General features: G+C 42.3%; 21 protein-coding genes. 10 read left to right on the top strand and 11 right to left on the bottom strand.

Features of this window, described 5'->3' with window-relative positions:
• Nucleotides 1-12 precede the first annotated feature (12 nt).
• The 4 genes from recD (at nt 13) to FTU16_RS09660 (ending at nt 6,701) form a co-directional block, all read left to right on the top strand.
• The gene (recD, locus tag FTU16_RS09675) at nt 13-1,794 is read left to right on the top strand and encodes an exodeoxyribonuclease V subunit alpha (protein WP_180163198.1); all 1,782 of its coding nucleotides are present in this window, start codon (nt 13-15) and stop codon (nt 1,792-1,794) included.
• An 869-nt stretch (nt 1,795-2,663) separates the two neighbouring features.
• A complete protein-coding gene (gene rpsO / locus FTU16_RS09670; protein WP_005007057.1) occupies nt 2,664-2,933 on the top strand; it encodes a 30S ribosomal protein S15 in 270 nt (89 codons plus the stop codon).
• Between the two features lie 273 nt (nt 2,934-3,206).
• Nucleotides 3,207-5,294, top strand: a complete 2,088-nt coding sequence (gene pnp, locus FTU16_RS09665; protein ID WP_171262611.1) for a polyribonucleotide nucleotidyltransferase — start codon at nt 3,207-3,209, stop codon at nt 5,292-5,294.
• A 138-nt stretch (nt 5,295-5,432) separates the two neighbouring features.
• Complete coding sequence (locus tag FTU16_RS09660; RefSeq protein ID WP_180041037.1) at nt 5,433-6,701, top strand: magnesium transporter CorA family protein; 1,269 nt, start codon at nt 5,433-5,435, stop codon at nt 6,699-6,701.
• A 477-nt stretch (nt 6,702-7,178) separates the two neighbouring features.
• On the opposite strand, the gene FTU16_RS09655 is transcribed toward FTU16_RS09660, so the two are convergent.
• From FTU16_RS09655 to FTU16_RS09615, 9 genes are all read right to left on the bottom strand, one after another.
• A complete protein-coding gene (locus FTU16_RS09655; protein WP_180002890.1) occupies nt 7,179-7,442 on the bottom strand; it encodes a YdcH family protein in 264 nt (87 codons plus the stop codon).
• A 69-nt stretch (nt 7,443-7,511) separates the two neighbouring features.
• Nucleotides 7,512-7,850 (bottom strand): chaperone modulator CbpM, encoded by a 339-nt coding sequence (locus tag FTU16_RS09650; RefSeq protein WP_078189792.1) that lies wholly within the window; start codon nt 7,848-7,850, stop codon nt 7,512-7,514.
• 10 nt (nt 7,851-7,860) lie between these two features.
• Nucleotides 7,861-8,823: a DnaJ C-terminal domain-containing protein gene (locus tag FTU16_RS09645; RefSeq protein ID WP_180163154.1), complete on the bottom strand. Its 963-nt coding sequence runs from the start codon at nt 8,821-8,823 to the stop codon at nt 7,861-7,863.
• A 141-nt stretch (nt 8,824-8,964) separates the two neighbouring features.
• Nucleotides 8,965-9,429 carry a DUF2147 domain-containing protein gene (locus FTU16_RS09640; protein WP_168377965.1) on the bottom strand — a complete coding sequence of 155 codons (465 nt, stop codon included), beginning with the start codon at nt 9,427-9,429 and terminating at the stop codon, nt 8,965-8,967.
• A gap of 188 nt (nt 9,430-9,617) precedes the next feature.
• Entirely contained in the window at nt 9,618-10,082 is a 465-nt protein-coding gene (locus tag FTU16_RS09635; RefSeq protein ID WP_180163153.1) for a DUF2147 domain-containing protein, read from the bottom strand.
• A 284-nt stretch (nt 10,083-10,366) separates the two neighbouring features.
• Complete coding sequence (locus FTU16_RS09630) at nt 10,367-10,819, bottom strand: DUF2147 domain-containing protein (RefSeq protein WP_180163152.1); 453 nt, start codon at nt 10,817-10,819, stop codon at nt 10,367-10,369.
• A gap of 246 nt (nt 10,820-11,065) precedes the next feature.
• Nucleotides 11,066-11,941, bottom strand: a complete 876-nt coding sequence (hslO, locus tag FTU16_RS09625; protein ID WP_078189788.1) for an Hsp33 family molecular chaperone HslO — start codon at nt 11,939-11,941, stop codon at nt 11,066-11,068.
• Between the two features lie 50 nt (nt 11,942-11,991).
• Nucleotides 11,992-13,833, bottom strand: coding sequence for a monovalent cation:proton antiporter-2 (CPA2) family protein (locus FTU16_RS09620; RefSeq protein WP_180163151.1), 1,842 nt, complete (start codon nt 13,831-13,833; stop codon nt 11,992-11,994).
• Nucleotides 13,834-13,911: 78 nt separating this feature from the next.
• On the bottom strand, nt 13,912-16,134 hold the full coding sequence (locus tag FTU16_RS09615; RefSeq protein WP_180163150.1) for a primosomal protein N': 2,223 nt from the start codon (nt 16,132-16,134) through the stop codon (nt 13,912-13,914).
• Between the two features lie 150 nt (nt 16,135-16,284).
• Here FTU16_RS09615 and gspF point away from each other — a divergent pair, with 150 nt between their 5' ends.
• From gspF to FTU16_RS09595, 4 genes are all read left to right on the top strand, one after another.
• A complete protein-coding gene (gene gspF, locus FTU16_RS09610) occupies nt 16,285-17,490 on the top strand; it encodes a type II secretion system inner membrane protein GspF (RefSeq protein ID WP_078189785.1) in 1,206 nt (401 codons plus the stop codon).
• A 57-nt stretch (nt 17,491-17,547) separates the two neighbouring features.
• Nucleotides 17,548-17,964, top strand: coding sequence for a type II secretion system major pseudopilin GspG (gspG, locus tag FTU16_RS09605; RefSeq protein WP_373683025.1), 417 nt, complete (start codon nt 17,548-17,550; stop codon nt 17,962-17,964).
• Nucleotides 17,965-18,247: 283 nt separating this feature from the next.
• Nucleotides 18,248-18,583 (top strand): hypothetical protein, encoded by a 336-nt coding sequence (locus tag FTU16_RS09600; protein ID WP_078192809.1) that lies wholly within the window; start codon nt 18,248-18,250, stop codon nt 18,581-18,583.
• 250 nt (nt 18,584-18,833) lie between these two features.
• Nucleotides 18,834-19,172 carry a tRNA-binding protein gene (locus tag FTU16_RS09595; RefSeq protein WP_180042366.1) on the top strand — a complete coding sequence of 113 codons (339 nt, stop codon included), beginning with the start codon at nt 18,834-18,836 and terminating at the stop codon, nt 19,170-19,172.
• 84 nt (nt 19,173-19,256) lie between these two features.
• Here FTU16_RS09595 and lnt read toward each other — a convergent pair whose 3' ends face one another.
• Together lnt and FTU16_RS09585 are read right to left on the bottom strand one after the other, a co-directional pair.
• The gene (lnt, locus tag FTU16_RS09590) at nt 19,257-20,816 is read right to left on the bottom strand and encodes an apolipoprotein N-acyltransferase (RefSeq protein WP_180163149.1); all 1,560 of its coding nucleotides are present in this window, start codon (nt 20,814-20,816) and stop codon (nt 19,257-19,259) included.
• Nucleotides 20,813-21,652 carry an HlyC/CorC family transporter gene (locus FTU16_RS09585; protein WP_078189781.1) on the bottom strand — a complete coding sequence of 280 codons (840 nt, stop codon included), beginning with the start codon at nt 21,650-21,652 and terminating at the stop codon, nt 20,813-20,815. Before FTU16_RS09585 ends, lnt begins: the two co-directional genes overlap by 4 nt.
• A 200-nt stretch (nt 21,653-21,852) precedes the next feature.
• On the opposite strand from FTU16_RS09585, the gene tusA reads away from it, so the two are divergent.
• Nucleotides 21,853-22,110, top strand: a complete 258-nt coding sequence (gene tusA, locus FTU16_RS09580; protein ID WP_078189780.1) for a sulfurtransferase TusA — start codon at nt 21,853-21,855, stop codon at nt 22,108-22,110.
• 133 nt (nt 22,111-22,243) lie between these two features.
• Nucleotides 22,244-22,781 (top strand): phage late control D family protein (locus FTU16_RS09575; RefSeq protein ID WP_180163148.1); only part of this gene is annotated, 538 nt, incomplete at its 3' end.

Raw genomic sequence — 22,781 nt, 5'->3', positions numbered from 1 at the left:
AACACTGTAGAAATGCAGGTTTTAGTTACCCAAAATCCCCAAGAAACTGCTGATTTAGATGCGGTTTTGCCGGATTGGATTGACTATTTAATCCAACATTATTTACCCAATCAGGCCAGTCATCCTGCTGCAAATCAGTTAATTCAACAATTGATGCAAGCCGTGGAAAAAGGCGATAGTTGTATTTTGGCCGAAGATGCGCAGATTCAATGTTTGGCTCAGATGGTTCAGCATGAGCAAGCTGCAAAAACACCTGTTGCGCCTTTTATTTTTGATTCACAGCGACTGTATCTCTATCGCTATTGGGCACTAGAAAATGCTTTAGCCAAGCAAGTTGCACGTTTAAAACAGCAAACAGAGCAAAATCTCAATCAAACGCAGATGCTTAATATTGAAAAGGATTTACTGACCGATCCCCATCAGATCCAAGCACTGCACATGGTGTGTCAGCACAATTTTAATATCATTACCGGTGGGCCTGGGACAGGTAAAACTTATACCTTGGCTCGGATTATTGCCGTGTTGAATGAGCAAAATCCAAATTTAAGAATTGCGATGGCAGCGCCGACAGGAAAAGCGGCGCAGCGAATGGAAGAAGCCTTACAAGCAGCGTTTAAAGATCCTGCATTGCAGCATTATTCGATTATTCACAAACATTTGAAACCCGTAACTTTGCATCGTCTATTGGGTTTAGGGACGCGCGCTATCCCGCGGTTTAATGAGCGCCAACGCTTACCCTATGACGTCATTGTGGTCGATGAAGCCTCCATGTTGGATTTAAGTTTGGCGCAGATGCTATTCGCGGCAATCCCTCAACACAGCAAGCTGATTCTCTTAGGGGATGCAGAACAGTTGGCTTCGGTCGATGTTGGCGCTGTTTTGGCCAACCTTCAGGATGTTGATGCCTTACAAGCCAACCGTACCCATTTACAGACCAGCCGCCGTTTTGTACAGGGTGCAGCCATTGGTGAGTTTGCTCGTTTTATTCAACAACAAGAACAACAGCAAACAACCACTGAAGTTCTGGCGAAATTCGAACATCAGGTGGTATCTGCATCCGAACTTCAGCCGATTCAACTGACACCGAATATGAGCGATGTGATTCAGTTGCAATATCTCCCCGACGCTACGAACAGTGCGGCACATTGGGCAAAATATTATGATCAACTGATGTATGGTTTTCAGCCCTATGTGGCGTGGTTAAAACAATGGCCAGAGCAACCCGCTGAATATGCAAATTGGTCAGCCCAATTGATTCGCTATTTTGATGATTATCGGATTCTATCGGCCATTCGACATGGAAAATTAGGCTTACACGAACTCAATCAGCAGATTGAACTTCGGGTCTTAAATACCTTGGGTGTGTTGAAACAAGGGGATTGGTATGTCGGTCGTCCAGTCATGATGACCTATAACGATTATCAACTTGGACTATCAAATGGTGATATCGGGATTTGCTTAAAACGACCGATGACGGAAAAGTCGCAGTTTGAGGTTTATTTTCCAAGTTTGGATAAATGGGTGGTGGCAACACGGTTACCTAAAAGTATAGAAACCGCCTATGCCTTGACCATACATAAGTCTCAAGGTTCTGAATTTACCCATACGGCGGTAGTTTTGGAAAATCATGCTACCGAAATGATGAGTAAAGAGCTGATTTATACCGCCATCACTCGTGCCAAAAAAGTGGTGAGTTTGCTTGTTGCAAAAGATGCATTGGCAAAAGCGCTTATAAAAAGAACAGCGCGAGTTAGTGGTCTGTTAGAAAAAATTAACAATCACCTACCTTTGTAAAGCCTAGGCAAAATGTACCGTATTTTGTAAGAAATGGCTTACATCGATTCAGGAGATTTGCGCATAGAGCTTTTTAGAGCTTTTTGAGAAGATGACTTCACAGAAAAAGAACTCAACACGGATGGTTGAGTAAAATCGCAAAAGTATAAGAATAACGTCAAAAGACAGCGAACTTACAGTGAAGTAAGGAAATAGGAAACTTACAGCCGCTAAGCCTTGTAGTTTTGGGAGAGACTACAGGGCTTTTTTATGTCTGGAAAATAAGAAATGCCTATACGCTGTAACAGAAAAGAAATAGAGCTTAACTGATGTACGAAAAAGCTTACATATAGATACGAAAAATACGACTTTTATCTAATAGCCGTTGTGGCAAAATCTACCACATAAGGAAGTGCAAGTTAAAACATGGAATGTTTGACATAAGGACGCGGAAAAGCGCCACATAAAACAATAAATAATAAAACAATAACTAAAAAAGAAGAAACTACAGCGCAAAAAAGCCCGAGCCTAGCTCGGGCTTTTTTTTTAATCATTCCACTTTGAGTTTTGCATGCTAAACATCGAGTGGCAAAATATATCAAAAAATCAGTTTAAAATTCATTCAATGACATCGCATTCAACATGTTAGAAATATGCGGTTTTGTGTCGCATAAAGTATCGAAACATATAAAAAATTTATAATGGAATCGATGTGAAAAAAAAGGCGCTATTATCGTCATGAAAACCTGACGAAGTCGGCCATCTCTTTTTGCAATTGGGACGATTTTCCCTTAATATAATGCACTTGCTGTAGTGATGCACGGCAGTCAGCTGATTTATCAGTTGATTCGTATCAAAAGTTAACTTTATAAGCATCTCGGAGAAATCGAATGGCTTTAACAAACGCAGATCGCGCAGAGATCGTTGCAAAATTCGCTCGCGCTGAAAACGACACTGGTTCACCAGAAGTTCAAGTAGCTCTTTTAACTGCTCAAATCAATGATTTACAAGGTCACTTCAAAGAGCACAAACACGACCACCATAGCCGTCGCGGTCTTATCCGTATGGTTAACCAACGTCGTAAGCTTCTTGACTACCTTAAAGGTAAAGACGCTACTCGTTACAGCGCATTGATTGCTGCTTTAGGTTTACGTCGTTAATTCGATTTAAACTTTTATTTTCGGACTATTGCATGCTTAGTGCTGTATTACTGAAAACTAAAGTCTATCCAACCTTGGTTGGATAATGGGGAAGGGGCGATGATTCGCTCCTTCTTTGTGTCTCAAATTAGCATTTTTAATTAATGTTTTTAATATCTAGTGAGGTCGGCTTCTAAGCTTTGTCATTTATGTTGCAGCGTTTGGGGCGTTGAGTGAATGCCAAACCTTAGGGGTCTCCACTAGAATAAAATCAGGAAAAAATAAAACATGTCGATGTTTAATATTATTCGTAAAGAATTCCAATACGGTCAGCATCAAGTTGTCCTAGAAACAGGTCGTGTTGCGCGTCAAGCGAACACTGTAATCATCACTATGGGTGGTGTACAAGTTCTTGTTGCCGTTGTTGCTCAACCAACAGCTAAAGCAGGTCAAGACTTCTTCCCATTGACTGTTAACTACCAAGAAAAACAATATGCTGCAGGTCGTATCCCGGGCGGTTACGGTAAACGTGAAGGCCGCGCGTCTGAAGCTGAAACTCTTATTTCACGCTTAATCGACCGTCCAATCCGTCCGTTGTTCCCAGAAGGTTACTACAACGAAATCCAAGTGACTGCGACTGTGATTTCTTCTGACAAAACGATGGATGCTGACATTGCTGCAATGTTAGGTACATCTGCTGCACTTGCAATTGCGGGTACGCCTTTCCGTGGTCCAATCGGTGGTGCGCGCGTTGGTTTAATCAACGGTGAATACATCCTTAACCCGAACCACGAACAGCTTAAAGAATCTGACCTTGACCTTGTGGTTGCAGGTACAGAATCTGCAGTATTGATGGTTGAATCAGAAGCGAAAGAACTTTCTGAAGACCAAATGCTTGGCGCTGTATTGTTCGGTCATGACGAAATGCAAATCGCGATCCAAGCGATTAAAGAATTTGCTGCGGCTGCTGGTGCAACAGAGTCTACTTGGACTGCACCTGCGAAAAACGAAGACCTTCGTGCAAAATTAAAAGAAGCGTTTGAAGCGAAAATCTCTGAAGCATACACAATCGCTGTTAAACACGATCGTTATGCAGCACTTGATGCGCTTCAAGCTGAAGCTGTTGCTCAATTCGTTCCAGAAGAAGACGTTGACGGTATCGCTGACGACTTAGCTGAATTATTCGAAGACCTGAAATACCGTACAGTACGTGACAACATCTTGTCAGGTAAACCACGTATTGATGGCCGTGATACTAAAACAGTTCGTGCGCTTGACGTACAAGTTGGCGTGTTAGACCGTGCTCACGGTTCTGCATTATTCACACGTGGTGAAACTCAGGCGTTGGTAACAACAACTTTGGGTAATACACGTGATGCGTTAATGGTAGATACATTAGCGGGTACGAAAACTGACAACTTCATGTTGCACTACAACTTCCCTGCATACTCTGTAGGTGAAACTGGTCGTGAATCTGGTCCTAAACGTCGTGAAATCGGTCACGGTCGTTTAGCGCGTCGTGGTGTACAAGCTGTACTTCCAGCAGCTGACCGCTTCCCGTACGTGATCCGTATCGTATCGGACATCACTGAATCTAACGGTTCATCTTCAATGGCTTCTGTATGTGGTGCTTCTCTATCACTTATGGACGCAGGTGTTCCACTTAAAGCGCCAGTTGCGGGTATCGCAATGGGTCTAGTCAAAGAAGGCGAGCGTTTCGCAGTTCTTTCTGACATCTTGGGTGACGAAGACCACCTTGGCGACATGGACTTTAAAGTAGCAGGTTCTGCAAACGGTATTACTGCACTTCAAATGGACATCAAGATCGAAGGTATTACTGAAGAGATCATGGAAGTTGCATTGAACCAAGCGTATGCAGGTCGTATGCACATCTTAAATGCAATGAACCAAGTGATTTCACGCGCTCGTCCTGAAATCTCTATGCACGCGCCTACATTCCAAGTGATCAACATCAACCCTGATAAGATCCGTGATGTGATTGGTAAAGGCGGCGCAACGATTCGTGCGATCACTGAAGAAACTAAAGCAGCAATCGATATCGAAGATAACGGTACAGTTCGCGTATTTGGTGAAACTAAAGCGGCTGCTTCTGCTGCTGTTGCGAAAATCCAAGCGCTTACTGCTGAAATCGAACCAGGTACAATCTACACTGGTAAAGTGATTCGTATCGTTGAATTTGGTGCGTTTGTAAACATCCTTCCAGGTACTGATGGCTTACTTCACATCTCTCAAATTTCTAACGAACGCATTGCGAACGTTTCAGACGTATTATCTGAAGGTCAAGAGATCAAAGTACAAGTTGCTGATGTCGACAACCGCGGTCGTATCAAATTAACCATGAAAGACATCGAACAAGCTTAATGGTTTGTTGATTCACAGGGTTTCGGCTCTGTGAATGGATTCTAAAAAGCCTTGAGTGCAGTCAGAGTATGAACTTTGACTTGCTCAAGGCTTTTTTTATGGCATCATGCAAAAAGTAAACACAATAATAAATGAGATATGCAAACCTATTATTTTTTTCAGCATCCAACAGCCGCGCATATCTATGTGCAAGACCAAGTGCAATGTGAGCATCATCCTGAACTTGAGCCTGAGTTTATTTGGATTGATTGTACCCGTGAAGATGTCGTTAACCGCCCTGAGCAATGGCAGCGTGAGATTATTCAGGCGTGTGATCTACGGGTCAATGAATATCATCTGTGGGATATTTTAAATCTAGAGCATCCGTGTGCCTTTGACACACTCGATGATTACGATTTATTAATTTTTAGAAAAATGGTCACCCCCGATGACCAAATTGTTGCAGGCGCCGACGCGCTTGAAAAGCATGAGCGGGTCTTTGGTTTGGCGACTACCCCGATCAGTTTTTTGCTCACGCCCCAAGTGCTGATTACGGTTCGTGAAAAGGGCAACAAAGCCATTGAAAGTTATATCCAGCGGATTGAAACCTTAATTTCTCGTCCGATTGATGAACAAAATAAACCACGAAAATTAGCCATGACGCCCTTAGATTTGGCATTGCGCTTACTGAATAATATGGTGGATGGATACTTGGATTTACGTGTTCCTTTGACGCGCCGTGTCGAGTTTTGGCAGCAAGAGTTATTACAAGGGCATCGACGGTTTACCAAGTGGCATCAACTGTTGCAGGAAAATATGGCCTTTCAGCAAGTGGAAAACTTGTGTGAAGAGCAAATTGAAGCCTTGCAAGAACTGCGTGATGAAGTTGTGGATAATTACCCGCATTTGAAAGGCAAAAAGCGCAGTGAAAAGCAGGATATCATGCTGGTTCGCGTAGATGATTTAACTAGCCATATCGAACGCATTCAAAAACACACCACACGATTACGCAGTGCCGTGCAGGCCGCCATTGATCTGCATTTTTCAGCCGTTGCCAACCAAACCAATGAAAATATGCGTATTTTAGCGATTATTACGGCGATTTTCGCACCATTAACCTTATTAACTGGTATATACGGTATGAACTTTGAGTTTATTCCCGGACTCAAATCGCCAACCGGTTTTTGGATCATGCTTGGTATCATGTTGATTACCACGATTTTACTGCTGTATTATTTTTATCGACGGCATTTGGTGGGGCGTGGCGAAAAAAGTGTGATTGATATGCTGGCACAGCAACATGGCGATCAACACATGAATTTGTTTTGGTTTATGGATTATGAACCAATTAAACAAACGGTGAAGGGCACAGTCAAAGGTACGGTTAAAACTATGAAAGAAATTGAGAAGCTGACGAAACTCAAATAGTTCGCGTTAGCTTCTCTGATGGATGGGTCTGCTTTAAATCCTTTGATAACTTCGAGACTCACCAAGGGTGCATATTTGAGTTTGCCTTTGCGTTTTAAGCACACTTCGACCAAGGGCTTGTACGGCATTGGGCGTATTGCAGTAAGTGTTCCACTATACGTCCCGTCGGCATTTTTGACGATGGTCACATCACCGCGTGAATATCCTGTTTGGTCATCCATGGTTTTTCAAATACTCGTTTATCACTGGCATGTAATAGACTACTGAAACTGAGTAATGCCACCCAATAGGACATGATGCATGTGCATGATGAATCCTTTGTCATGATGTAATTGTTTTACATTTTGTTTTTTAAAGAATCTGCAGTACAACGCGATTTGACCGATCCTTATGGTCTTAGCAATTCAATTGCTTAGCCTCGTGGGTTGTACTGCGAACGACATGCATCATGAAAATTCCCCTATACGAGTCGATATCTCAAGAGATATCATCATTTTCATTACTTTTCAGTAAGCGGTAAATTTCATCTTTTAGCTTTAATTTCTTACGCTTAATGGTCTCAATATCCGTGTTGTAGTGATTAACAGGATCTAATTCCAATTGAATGATTTCGCGATCCAACTCATCATGTTCTTCAAAGATCCGCGCAAAATGCGGATTTTCATCACGTAACTGAGTGACCAAATCACGGTACTCAGGAAACATGTTTTTGACTTTTTTATTGCAATCTCGTGTTTTCATGGTTGTCGATCATTTCCTCTACAAGAAAAAAGAAAAACGCCCTGCAGGACAGAGCGTTCACGAATACATTTAGTGCGAATGAAGCTGTTGGTGTTTCACTTGGCGACGTAGTTGTTGGACTTCATCAATCAGGTCGAGCATCATGGCGACCGCAGTAAAACTGGCATCGAAATCTCGTTGAAGCCGATAGGCACGCCGTGCGCGAGATATATCATCGCCAAAAAATTGATGAATCCTGTCTTCTGAACGGCTAGGCAGAATATCGTATTCGAGTAGTTGCAGAACCCATTCTGGACTTTGCCCACAGGCAGAGGCAAAGTGTTGTAGATCAAAACTACTTTTTTCGTCTACGATTTCAGTCTGTTTACATCCGTCACAGACAATTTCACGATAATGAATTGTTGTCATGGTGCTCTCCTTAAGACTGTCGTGGATTAAATGACGGAAAAGCTTGAGCAAAAGCCGCATAAGCTTGTTGCTCTTGTTCTGTTTGTGCAGCTGGTATCACTATATTTAAAACCAGGTAAAGCTGTCCGGGTGTTTTGTTTGGTATCCCTTTGTCCTTTAATCGTAGCTGCTGTCCAGTACGCGCATTTTTAGGAATCTGTAGCTCTAATGTTTTGCCATCAGGACTGGTAAATGCAATTTTTTGACCCAATGCTGCTTCCCAAGGACTGATATTCAGTTGTTGGAAAATATCAGCACCTTCTACACGGGTTTGCTCGGTTTGTTTATACAAAATTTCAATGTATAAATTACCAGCAGCTCCACCGTTATAGCCAGCTTGCCCTTGGCCCGAGAGTCGAATTTGTTGACCTGATTTCATGCCTGCAGGAATTTTGACTTGTAGGGTTTTACGTTGAACTTCAGGCTCACCATGGGCATTTAAGCTCGGAATCTGCAAGGTGATATTCTGCGTTGCACCATGAAATGCGATTTCTAAATCCACTTCTAAACTGGCGTGTTGGTCTTCACCACGGAAGCTCTTGGTTTGGCGGTTTGCACGTTGATACTGATAGTCACCGCCACCAAAGCCTTGCCCAAAACGACCAAACAAGTCTTCAAATCCACTAAAGTCCGCATGCTGACCATCACTCGTCGATTGGCGATAAAACTGAGATTGGTCAAAACCACCTTGGTTGCCAGCATTAAACCCAGCAAATCCTTGAGGATGATCGAGTTCAAAATCGTATTGTTTTTTCTTTTCGGCATCACTCAAAGTGTCGTATGCAACATTAATCGCTTGCATGCGCGCTTCAGCATCAGCTTCTTTACTGACGTCAGGGTGATATTTACGCGCCAATTTTCGATAGGCTTTTTTAATTTGATCTGCCGAAGCATCTCTGGCGATCCCTAAAGTTTGATAGTGATTGTCTGGCATACTCTCTGTATAAATATTGATTATGTTTTAATCAATATAGAAGGGTTCATCAAACTGTCATAGGGGCAAACAGCATCTTATTGTTTCAAAACATGACAATAAAAAAGCCTCACGAGGAGGCTTTTAAAAACACATTTAAAATTAATATTTTATCCAAGTGACACTACGACCAATCACAGATACACCAACATACCCACGTATAGTTAAATGTTTTCCTGAAGCACTAAGTCTTGCTTTGCCTTTATAGATTTTTCCACCAATCGGGTCCAGAACTTTACCATTTTGGAATTCACGTGGATTTTTTGGATCTTGTTTAAAGTCCCAAATAAATGGCAAGCCGATAAAAGGTTTATTTTTCAATTCACCTGGGCAGTTCGAGCAGACGCCCATTTTTTCAGTGCCAGGGACATTGCGTGTGGTGACAATGATGCCTTCATAGCTTCCATCGGCTTTTTTGCGAATTTCAACGTCTGCACGTGAATATCCGGTGCGGTCATCGACAGTTTTCCACTTACCCACTAGCGGATCGGTTTCCGCAGCGATTGACAATCCTGACAAAGTGCTAAGTACTATTCCGGCAAATAATTGTTGATATATTTTTTTCATTTCATCCCCTGAAAATTCAGAATTGTGTTTTTAGAGTAAGTTACCTAATTTATATATAAAGACCTACAAAATCAATGTGATAGTTTGTGATGTATTTGGCAGAATTTCTTAAAACGCTGCTTTAATATGGAGTTTTTACTCTAAATTTTAAGTTAAAAAAGGCCTTTAATGATTTAAAGGCCTAGTGCTTAGTTTTTGACCCAAGTGACATTGCGTCCAATTGCAGAGCCTTCAGTACGACCATTGATGATCAAATGCTTGCCATTATTCATTAAACGAGCGCGTGCATTGTAGTGCTTGCCTGATTTGGGATCGAGCATCACTCCACCCACAAATTCATTGGGCTTTTCTGGATCAGCGCTTAGGCCGCTTAAAGTGGTTAAACCGACCATGGGTTTATTTTTCTGAGCACCGGTGCATTGCGTGCATGTCGAAACATTTGCTGTTCCGGGTGCGCTTCGGCTTTGGATAATGGTGGCCGAATACAGGTCATGCTTATCTTTACGAATCACCACATCGGCAAGGGAATATCCTGTTCGATCATCAATGGTTTTCCATGTCCCCACTAAGGGGTCAATCGCTGCAAAAGCAGAGGATAAACTGCAGATGGAGAACATGCCGAACAGGATAGAAGGGAGGAATTTAACAGCCATACAATTACCCACATTACACAAAAAGCGGATGCCTAAAACTTAAAGGCATAAAAATATTATGGGTTTAATGTAGCCTGAAATAATATGAATATTCTAGTGATTTTTTAAGAATTGGTATTTATATTTTGAGCCAAAACATGAACGAGTTGGCGCTAAATGAGGTTTATGCTGAACGTCTACGCACTAGTAAAATAGTCGGAATTCATCTCAAAGTAGATTATTATCGGCATGATGAACTCGTCTGGAGTTGAGTTCATCATGCCAATGAAAGCCAAATGGCGACTTTAGTTGACGCGGATCCAAGATACCGTCCGGCCGAGAAGCGTGGTTCCAACATAACCTCGAAGTGTCAGGACATTGCCGCGCGCATTCAATTGCCCTTTACCTTGATAAGTATTGCCTGAAAGTGGGTCGATCACCTTGCCATCGGTGTACGCATTCTCTTTTGCATTATGTTTAAAGCCAGAGAATATCGGTAAACCAATTAAGGGTGCATTTTTGAGTTTACCTTCGCATTTTTCACAAATCGTGGTGACAGGGCGGTTGGGGATGGCATGTACTTTGGTGATTTTACCGCTATAGCTGCCGTCTTTTAATTTAGTGATTTGGACTTCAGCACGAGCATAGCCTGTTTTATCATCTATGGTTTTCCATGTCCCGACGAGGTCTGCTGCATGTACTGTCATTGGGCCAAAGTAGAACATGGCTAAAGCAATAGCGAGTGTTTTGAGTTTCATAATTTATCCAGTTTTTTTTACATTATTTTTCAATTAAAAATAAAGCTTTGTTGGTTTTTTTGACTTTATTTCTGGCGCGATTCTACTCGAAAAAAAATTGATCGCAAATACAGCTGATCATGTTGATGCTTTATAGTTCGAACCCATTCGACTAAGCGCAAGAAAGTAGTAGGTCTAAATTTTATCGGGACAATAAAAAAGCACCCCGAAGGATGCTTAGATTTAGGCTTTTAATCATGCAATGATTTAGCTAAGGTGTTGACCAAAAAGGGATAAAGCTTCTTCTGCAGTAAAGGTATATTTTGTATTACAGAATTGGCAGTCCATTTCAATTGGGTTTTGAAACTCTAGAGTTTCACGAACTGCAGCAACACCAATTTGTTCAAGTGCTGTCGCACAGCGTTCTTTTGAACATGTGCAGCCAAATTTTAAGGCTTCAGTTTCAGGTAGACGAACTTCTTCTTCGTTATATAAACGATATAAAATTTCGTTTGCAGATAAAGACGTTAACTCTTCTGCTTTTAATGTCTCGGTCAGCATGGTTAAACGTGGCCATAGATCTTCATCAACTCGGCGTTGTTCTTCTTCGCTGTTACGCGGCAATAACTGGATCAGCAAACCACCTGAACGGCTGTTGCTGCTTGCTAAGACGATGCGTGTCGGGATCTGTGCAGAGAGATCATAATATTGCATCAAGCAACCCGCTAAAGTCGGTTTGTCTAAAGGTACAATCCCTTGATAACGCTCACCAAATTCAGGCTCGATATTAATGAAAAGTACTGGGTTTACCAAGGCTTTGAGTACCGTGCTGCTGTCTTCAGCGGTTTGAAAGTGCGGGTCTTCTTCATAATCTGCAAGTGCGCGAACTTCACCGAGATGATTACATTCCGCCATTGCCCATTTAAAAGTGCCTGCAGCCTGAATTTGTAAGCTAATACGACCTTTAATTTTTAAGGTGCTGGCCAACAAGGCAGTCGCGCTGAGCATTTCACCCAAGAGAATTTGTACAGCAGGTGCATAGTCACGCTGTGCAAGAATCGTTTGTAGGGCTTCTTCAAGATGAACCACTTCTCCACGAACAGGGCTATCTTCAATAAAAAAGCGTTGGCGTAAATCTGACATAAAATTCTCCATAACCCTGCTTTAATGGTGACGATATTGTAAAACACAAGTCATTCATTATCATCTCTTGTGACATCAATACGATGACGTTGTAAGCTGCGTTGTAAATCAACACCTGTAGGTTTTTCAAGGGCTTGCGCATCGCTTTCAAACAAATGTTCCAGTTCAGCTAAAGCGTTACGATGCGTTTCATAAATTTTTTGTTCATCGGTATAGATTTGCTGCTGTTGAGTCAGCAGTTTCTCATCATAATCACGGAACAATTCGATACTCTTATAGGCATCTTCATCGCTGATGCCTAAGTCGCACAGCATGTGATAGGCCATTCCTAAAGAGGATAAATAGGTTTCACGCCAAATATGCTCAATCCCCAAATCACGCAGCAGATGCACCTGATGACGGTCACGCGCACGGACCAATAATTTTAACTGAGGGTAATTCAGGCGAATATGACGCGCCACATTCATCGAGTCTTCAATATCATCTATGGCAAGGACGAACACTTTGGCATGTTCAATGCCCGCAGCGCGTAAAATATCTGGTTGTGTGGCATCGCCATAATACAGATGACCACCATAATTACGTACGAAATCGACTTTGTCTAAGTTGCTATCAATGGCGGTAAAAGACAAATGCTGTAAATGCGCCACACGAGCAATGATTTGTCCAAAACGTCCAAAGCCCGCAATAATCACAGGATTATGTTCATCCGGAATGTCGTCATATTCGGGGATGGTTTTTGGATTAAAACGTGGCAAAATTTGTGATTGTATTAACCAGTACAACATAGGGGTCAACACCATCGACAAAGTGACGATGAGGGTTAATGGCTCCAAAATGGCTTGCTGTACGACATTTTCACTTTTCGCCACACTAAAGACCACAAAGGCAAATTCACCGCCTTGAGCCAAACAGGTCGCCAGTAAAATACTGTTGCGCCATGAATTTTTAAGATAACGCGCAATCGCCGTAAGTGACGCCATTTTGATGAGCATCAGTGCCAATGCACCACCGATAATGAACCATGGCATTTCAACGAATAATGACAGTTCTGTGGTCATGCCCACAGTCATAAAGAACAAACCAAGTAAAAGCCCTTTAAACGGAGCAATACTGGCTTCGAGTTCATGGCGGAATTCCGAGTCTGCCAATAGCATGCCGGTCAGAAATGCTCCGAGTGTGGTACTGATGCCCAGTACATCCATCAACACCACGACACCCAGCACAATAAATAAGCCAACAGCAGTGATCAGTTCATGCGCGCCACTTTTCGCGACGAAACGGAAAAAAGGCCGCATTAAGTATCGACTAAATAAAAATAAGCCTGAAAAAGTTGCAATGATTGCAGCGAAATAGGCGATTCCGTGATGTGATGATTCTGTCCCTGCGAGCAGGGGAATGACTGCAATCAGGGGAATTGCGGCCATATCTTGAAACAGCAAAATCGAAAAGGATTGCTGCCCATAGGTGGTGTTCAATTGCTGCTTCTCACTCAGCATCTGCAAGACAAAGGCAGTAGAGGATAGTGCGAGAGCGAAACCGATAACGATGCTGGCTGCAATGCCTTGTTGTAATGCAAAAAAACTGCCTAGCGCTAAAAACAGACCGGTCAGACCAACTTGTAAACTCCCCATGCCGAAAATAGAACTACGCATGCTCCATAGACGCTGTGGACGAAGTTCAAGGCCGATCAGGAACATCAGTAAGATCACGCCAAACTCAGCGAGCTCTTGGATCGCTTCGGGATCACTGGCAATGTTAAAGACATCGGGGCCGAGCAAAATACCGGTGAACAGATATCCCAATACCGTTGCAATACCAAAGCGCTTGAGCAAAGGGACAAGCAATAAGGATGCGCCAAGGAAAATTGTGATCTGTAACAGTAGTGACATTTACTCGTCCTAGAGTTGTATTTTTGGTCGAAAGTTTCAATTCAGTATGACTGATTTTTCAGACTGAATTGTACGCGTTTAACTGAGTTCCTGTGGGTCTATATCGAGGCTCAATTTCATATTTGATGGCTTGTTATGCAAGATGTTTTGCCACCAATAACGCAGATAATAATGTAAGCGCGCACGATCTGTAGACAGTAAAACCATGTGGGATTGGTAACGCCCTGCTTTGCGCTCCATCGGGGCAGGAATCGGTCCCCAAATGTCAATAATTCCAGCAGCGTCCTGACGTAGCAATTGTGCATGTTGCTGTAAAAATTCAGTATTGAGTTCTTGGTTTTTTGACTCACAGCGTACCAATGCGGCATAGCGAAACGGTGGCATTTGTGCCATTTCCCGTTCTTTCATGGTTTCTTTGGCAAATTTTCGGTAGTTCTCATTGACCAAAATATTCAAAAGTGGATGGTCGGGTCTTAGGGTTTGTAAAAACACATCGCCTTTACGTTCACCACGGCCGGCACGCCCTGTGACTTGCACAATGAGTTGAGCGGTACGTTCGATGGCACGGAAGTCCACACTCAGCAGACCTGAATCGATATCTAAAATCGCCACCAAGGTGACGTAAGGGAAGTGATGACCTTTGGCCAGCATTTGTGTACCAAGCAAAATAGCAGGCTCACTTTTTTGAATTTTGTCATAAATCTTTTGCCAACTGCCGACCCGACTGGTGGAATCACGATCGACCCGTATAACGTCATGCTGCGGAAATAGCTCATTTAGGCTTTCTTCAACCTTCGCTGTACCCATACCCACGGATTTCAGTTCTTGGTGATTACACTGTGGACAATGCTCTGGCATACGGTGAATGGTGCCGCAGTGGTGACAATGTAGGTGTTGATAGGGTGTGCGGTGTACCGTGAAATTGGCATCACAGTGCGGACATTTGGCCTGCCATGCACAGCTTTCACAAATTAAAACTGGGGCATATCCACGACGGTTTAAAAACACTAACACCTGTTCTTTTTTTTCAAGGCGCTTACGGATTTCAGCAATTAATAATTGGCTGATTCCATGCTGTTTCTGTGCCACTTTCAAATCAAGGATGTGCATTTTCGGCATGACTGCGGTGCCCGCACGTTGGTTCAATTCCAGTACGGTCATTTTGCCTTGTTTCGCCAGTGCATAACACTCGATACTAGGCGTGGCAGAACCTAAAATTACAGGGCATTGTTCCAGATGCCCACGGTAAAGTGCGACATCCCGAGCGTGATAGCGAAAGCCTTCTTGTTGTTTAAAGGACAGATCATGCTCTTCATCAATCACAATTAAACCTAGATTCGGCAGTGGGGTATAAATCGCAGAACGCGTGCCTAAGATAATAGACGCCTTGCCCGTTTGCGCCGCTTGCCAAGCTTGCATACGTTTTGAATCGTTCAACCCCGAATGTAGTAGGGCAATATTGCAATGAAAACGTGATTGGAAACGGCTAATGGTCTGTGGGGTGAGTCCAATTTCAGGTACCAAAACCAAGACCTGTTTGCCTTGCTTAAGAACCTCTTGCATGATTTGTAAATAGACTTCGGTTTTACCGCTGCCGGTCAGACCATCAAGTAAAAATGCCTGATATTGATTACGCGCCTTTAACACCCGATCAATGGCTTTCTTTTGCTCAGGATTTGCAGTGAGTGGCATTTGCGCCATGCTCATGGGCATCGGGCTAAAGTCCTGTTCCGCCAAGACACATTGGCAGATGCCTTTTTTCTCTAATGCTTTGAGTGTCGCGGTTTCCACACCTGACAAATTTAAAAGATTTTCACCTGTGCCTGTGGGATGTAATTTTAGTATTTTATACGCCTCTTGTTGACGCTCTGAACGTTTAATTTTGGCTTCAGCATTATGGTCAATCAGATTCCATGTACGTGCCAATAAATTATAGGGCTTTCCTTGGCGTAACAGCGTCGGAAGGGCACTTTGCATCACTTCACCAATCGGAAATTGGTAATACTGTGCAGACCATGTCAATAAATTTAAAACTTTCTCATCTAAAATGGCACGATCATCAAGAAGTTCGGTAATGGCCTTGAGTTTAAATCTTGAATCGAGTGGTGCATCGGGAGCAATTTTTTCCACGATGATACCGGTCAAATTTTGCCGACCAAAAGATACAGCAACGCGTACACCTACTTCAGCTTGTTGGTATTGCTCTTGGTTTAAGCTGTAATCGAAGCAGTCGTATAAATATACCGGAACGGCGACTCGAACGCGGTAAATAGGTGTTGCAATGCTCGCTGAATTTGCCATAAAACGTGGATAAGTTCCTGATTAAATTTCGTCGTGATCGTAAAGGAGTTGTGTTAGAGTGAGCTCATATTTTATATCTAAGAATATGAATGATTTTGATGGTCAGACGCAACTGCGCTGATAGAAATTTTGGAAAATTAGAGCATTACAATGCCTGCATATCAGTTTACTGCCATAGACGCTTCAGGGAAGCAGCAGAAGGGTGTACTTGAGGGTGATTCTGCGCGTCAAATTCGTCAACAGCTCAGAGATCAGTCACTCATTCCAGTTGCTGTCGATCCGATAGAGCAAAAAGACAAACACGCGCAGCAGCGCTGGTTTCAAAAAGGGCTGAATGCCTATGACTTGGCTTTATTGACTCGCCAACTTTCAGTTTTGGTTGCCGCTGCAATACCATTAGAAGAAGCGATTCGTGCTGTGGGAAAACAAAACGAAAAAGCCCATGTGCAAAACCTGTTGATGTCGGTGCGTTCTAAAGTTTTGGAAGGACATTCTTTAGCCAACGCACTACAACAAGCGGGACGCTTTCCTGAACTGTATATTGCCACGATTGCAGCAGGTGAGCGTTCAGGTCATCTCGATCTCATTCTCGACCAACTTGCTGATTACACCGAAAACCGCTTCGCCATGCAAAAAAAAGTGCAGGGTGCGATGATTTATCCCATCATCCTGATGTTAATGTCTTTCGGTATTGTGATGGGACTCATGACCTATGTGGTCCCAGATATTGTCAAAACCTTTGACCAAAGCAAAGATGCCTTGCCGTGGATAACGGTCGCTTTAATGAAAGCCAGTGATTTTATTCGAATGGCCTGGCCATTTTTATTGGTCGGTAGCGTAGTTTCGATTTTTCTCTTGGTTCGATTCCTCAGAACAGCGGCGGGACATTATGCCTTTGACCGATTGACCTTGAAATTACCGTTATTTTCCAAACTGTCTAAAGGCATTAATGCCGCTCGTTTTGCCAGTACCTTGTCGATTTTAACCAAGTCTGGCGTGCCTTTGGTCGATGCTTTAAAAATTGGCGCAGCGGTCAGTAATAATTGGGTGATTCGAGATTCGGTCAACCTTGCGGCAGAGAAAGTAACAGAAGGTGGTAATTTAGCAACACAGCTTGAGCGAAGTGGTTATTTCCCACCGATGATGGTACAAATGATCAAAAGTGGTGAAAGTTCAGGCGAATTAGATCGGATGCTCGAACGTGCGTCGACGATGCAAGACCGAGAAGTGACGACTTTAATTTCAACTTTATTGGCGTTGCTTGAACCGCTGATGTTGGTATTTATGGCGAGCATTGTACTGGTGATCGTGATTGCTGTGATGCTGCCAATCGTGAATATGAATAATATGATTTAAGACATTCGAACAATGATGTGAACAGAGATTTGTAACATGCAAGTGAAGACAAAAAATATGAAGCAACAAGGTTTTACTTTAATTGAAGTGATGGTGGTCATTGTCATTTTAGGTGTTTTGGCAGCGCTGATTGTACCGAACGTGATGGGCCGTGGTGAAAAAGCCAAAGTCGATACTACGGCGATTACTTTAAAAAGTGTCGCTGGCTCATTAGATCAATACAAAATGGACAATGGTAAATTCCCTTCAATGCAAGACGGCGGATTAAATGCTTTGGTCACTAAACCTGAGTCTGCTAAAAACTGGTTGCCAGGTGGCTACATCAAAGGTGGCTATCCAAAAGACAGTTGGGACAATGACATTCAATATGTGATTCCCGGTTCTGAAGGCCGTCCTTATGATCTTTATTCATTTGGTGCGGACGGTCAGTCTGGTGGTGAAGAAAATGATGCTGATATTTACTATAAACACTAACTGAGAATAATTATAAATTCAGTTTTAATGGAATTAATCACTTCACTTAATAGGGTGTTTCAATATTGAGTGAAGTGATAATAAATCTTAATTATAAAATTAATATTAAGTTATTGAATTTAATTTAAATTACATAATGCAAAATATGTGATATTTATAATAAGAATTATTCCCAATTTTATTGATTACAATAATCGCAAAATATGAATAAATATAGGCTTTTCATTTAAATAAAACCGCGCATAATATCTTTTATGGTACTTTTTTAGCCATGGAGGATAGCATGAAAGCATTATTATTAACGGATGAAATTAACCAATTTCATTGGTCTATGCTGAAATCTGTTCTTTTGATTTTAAGTATTCTGCCGATCAGTCAAGGCATTGTGTATTTATGGCAAAGCACTGAGGGCAGTAGCCAAATTATGGTGGGCTTCTTTGCCATGAGCTTAATGAGTTCATTACTGGCTTTAAGTTTTTGGTCTGCATTAAAAGCGACTGTGGCAAATTTAAAACAAGAACATGCATCTGCCATCGAACAACTGGTTGTTCGTCTTTATCGATATATTCCAATGGTATCTTTAGCTGCCATGCTTTCCTATTTAGTTACGCAGTTATAACCCCAAAATTAAACCTTCAAAACTGGAGCTTGCTCCAGTTTTTTTATGTCTCGTGTTAATGAACAGTTCGTAGCGTACATCAGTGCATACTTCTACATGGTACGCGCTCTAACATAACCTTGCTTTGTCCGTTTTGACGCATCGAATGTCTGTTTCACATATGGTCAGCCTGAATGAAATTTTTATAATCTTTACATATCAGATCTTAGATAGTTGGATGAAGTACAACAAAGAAAAGAAAGAGGGAAAAATGCAACAGATCGATTGGCAAGATTTTTTGAAAGTTGAATTACGTGTGGGGAAAATTGTGCAGGCTGAAGTCTTTGAGCAAGCACGTAAACCCGCGTACATTCTCCATGTGGATTTTGGAGAGGAACTGGGCATTAAAAAATCCAGTGCGCAAATTACACAGCTATATCAGCCGGAAAATCTATTGGGAAAATTGGTCGTTGCCGTCGTGAATTTTCCAAAAAAACAAATTGGTCCGATCCAGTCAGAGTGTTTGGTCACAGGCTTTCATAATGCAGAGGGGCATGTTGCTCTTTGTGTGCCTGATACAGAGATTCCCCTAGGCACCAAGTTACTTTGAAAAAGTAGGGTGAACTGGCACCCTGAAAGTTTATCAATAAAAAACCGAGCCAAAGCTCGGTTTTTTTGATCTTTTGTAGCGGAATTAACGGCGTGATTTAAAAGAAATATCAACTTTACGCGGGCGATAAATCCAACCGAGAATCAACAACAAGAATGAGAAAAACAACACAGGCCAATCACTTAAGCGAGTGTAAAGTGTCTCGCCTTGCATGGCAGGTAAATCACCACGCAGTACCGCATCTTTATCCATCGGTGCTTGTTTCACAATGTGGCCATTATGATCAATAAAGGCGGTAATGCCAGTATTGGTTGCACGGATAAACCAACGGCCATTTTCTTTGGCACGCATTTGAACCATTTGTAGGTGCTGATGTGGGCTCGCTGTTCCAGTAAACCAAGCGTCATTGGAAATAGTCACTAGGTAGTCACTTTGACTGGCATTACGGCGCGTTAAGTTAGGATAAGCCACTTCATAGCAAATCGCCGCACCTAAATCATGACCTTTAACATTCAAAGGCTTTTGGTTGTTTGCACCACGTGAAAAGCCACTCATCGACGGGTCATTTTGTAGGGCAGGTAGTACCCAACTTAACATCCCTGAAAGCGGAATGTATTCACCAAAGGGGACTAGACGTTGCTTCTTGTATAGACCAGAAGATTCATCACCAGTTGCCATGATGGTGTTGTAATACATAGGGTGTTGGTTTTGCTGTGATTCTGCCAAGTCCCAATAGGGAATACCTGTCACCCAAGCCGTACCTGTTTTATTGGCTTGGACTTTCATCGCATCCAAAAACGGCTCAATATCGGTTTGGAACATTGGAATGGAGGATTCTGGCCAAACAATGACATCACGGCCCCATTCGGTCCGACTTAATGACGCATATTTCATTAAGGTTTGAGCTTGGTATTCTGTTAACCATTTTAAATCTTGTGGAATATTGCCTTGAATTAAGGAAACACTCAGCGGTTTTTCATTTTTAGGCTGAACAAATTGCAGTTGCGCTGCACCCCAAGCACCGAGCAAAACAAGGGCAGATGGAACAATCCAGAAGATGCGTTTACGTAGGATTTCAACCAAGGCACAGGCCAATACAATGACCGCAAAAGACACTCCAAAGATCCCGAATAATGGCGCATAACCATCGAGGAATCGTTCAGTAAAGGCATAACCTGCAAACAGCCATGGAAAACCGGTAAAGACCCAAGTTTTACTCCACTCGAAAAACACCCACAGTGGCGCAAAGGTCAGTGGTGTTTCTGGAAAGAAGCGGCGGTAGAGCCAACTCTGAACTGCGGTAAACAGCCCCATCACAATTGCCATAATGGCAATCATCAAAACACTGAGTGCTGAATTGGTATCACCATAGACATGGATCGAGGTATACAGCCAAAAGGCCCCGACAAACCATAAGCCAAAGCCATAAGCTAGACCAATGAAAAACGATTGTTTAGGGGCACGCTGACTTAAGCAAGCATACAGCAGGGCTGGAGATAAAATTGCCAACCACCAATAATGATAAGGTGCCAGCGACAAGCTGAAGATGGCACCTGAAAATAATGCAATCAGCAAAGGATAGATGAAAGGTAGCTGTTTTTTTTGTTCTGAGTGGTTTAGCAGCTTATCAAAGTAGGTTCTCATTTACGGACAGCTCGGATCAGATGAATAGTACGTGCATCTGCCTCCAAAATGGTAAATTCCCAGTTTTCAAGTTCAATCACTTGACCTTGTAAATCACTGACCAAGCCCATTTCTTGTAGCAGTAAGCCGCCCACAGTTTCTACTTCATCATCTGAAAAATCAGCATCTAAAAGATTGTTAAAGTGTTCAATTGGTGTAAGTGCTTGAACCAACCATGTATTTGCACTTAGTGGGTCTTCATCTGGAATGATAAATTGAGCTTCTTCATCGACTTTGTCGTGTTCATCTTCAATTTCACCCACAATTTCTTCAAGAATGTCCTCTAAAGTGACTAAGCCTGAAGTTGTGCCATATTCATCAATCACTACAGCGATATGGGTTTGGGTATTTTTCAACATACGTAAAACTTGGTCAGAACGCGCGCTCTCGGGTACAAATAAGGGTTGACGCATTAATGCACGAATATCGACTTTGGTGGTCGGTTCTGTCAAAAATGGCAACAAATCTTTGGCCAACAAAATACCGACAACATTGTCTGGCTGGTCTGAGGAAAAGACTGGGAAACGTGAGTGTGCAGATTCAACAAGTACATGCAAAATATCTAATAGCTCATCATCTTCTTGCAAGCTGATCATCGCAGTACGGGGGGTCATGACCTCGCGGATTTTAGTTGCAGGTAAGTCGAGTACCCCTTCGAGCATGGCAACTGTATCGGGTTCTAAGAAGCGACGTGAATCTTGTACCAATTTCAACAGTTCGTCACGGGTTTCTGGTGCAGTGCCCAGCCATTTACGTAAGCCGCGCATGCCCCACGACGGGCCGGATTCCTCTTGCATGATCTTTCCTAAAGACTCTTAATATCTAATAAATGATGATTTTATCATACCGTAGAAAATACAGTTGTCTATTGTTAATGTTGATCTAGATGATGAGCGATCAAGTCATTTTAAGACGTTATCATCTGCATTTTTCAAGCTAACATTCGGTCGTTAGGATTATGCTAAAATAGCCCTAGATTTTAATACTGAGTTTTCTAATGTCTGAGCCTTCTGTGCCCCCATCAATTCAATTAAACACCCGTGGCTTACGTTGCCCTGAGCCTGTGATGATGTTGCATCAAGCCATTCGTAAATCAAAATCGGGTGATATTGTTGAGGTTTTTGCAACAGATAATTCGACCTCTTGGGATATTCCGAAATTTTGTATGCATTTAGGTCATGAGCTTTTGCTTCAAGAAGAACGTCTTGATGAAAATGGAAATAAAGAATTCCATTATTTGGTTCAGAAAGGTTAATTTAAGAGATTGTAAAAAATAATAATTATTAAGATGTTACATTTTTATTAATAAAATAGGCTGGTCAAGTCTGATGGCTAGCCTATATCATTCGCAGCATAATTATACAAAGTTTAAAAAACAGACTTTTAAAATGTTAAATTCGATTGCTCTTATACTTGAAAAATTAGGCTTATCCGCCCAAAAACGTGCCATTCATTTGCAATTTTCCAATCCTGCGTTGAATGAAGAGCTTTTTATTCAACGTATTGATGGGGAGCATGTCTTAAACCAAGGCCTGCAAGCGACTTTGATTTGCCTATCTACTAATGCACTTATTCCACTAAAACAATTTATTGGCGTACAAGTCGCCGTTGATCAAGTGACCGATCAGGGCGAACTCTTCCGCACCACGGGTATTATTACCGAAGCCACCCAAGGCCAGAGTGACGGTTCACTCACGCTGTATAAACTCACTTTAGAAGATGCAACATCGCTGTGGCATAAACGCAGGAACAGCCGTGTGTTTATGAACAAATCTGTTCGCGATGTCAGTGAAACTCTCTTTAAAGAATGGCAAAGCAAAAGTCCGCTCTTTGCTGCCAGTCTAACGCTAGATCTAAGCGGTTTAAGTCAGAACTATGATGTACGACCTTTCATCATGCAGTCGAATGAAAGCGATTATGACTTTT

The sequence above is a fragment of the Acinetobacter sp. YH12069 genome, assembly GCF_013419675.1.
Classification (GTDB): domain Bacteria; phylum Pseudomonadota; class Gammaproteobacteria; order Pseudomonadales; family Moraxellaceae; genus Acinetobacter; species Acinetobacter amyesii.
The sequence above is the reverse complement of the archived record's forward strand: the minus strand, read 5'-3'. Positions and strand labels throughout refer to the sequence as shown.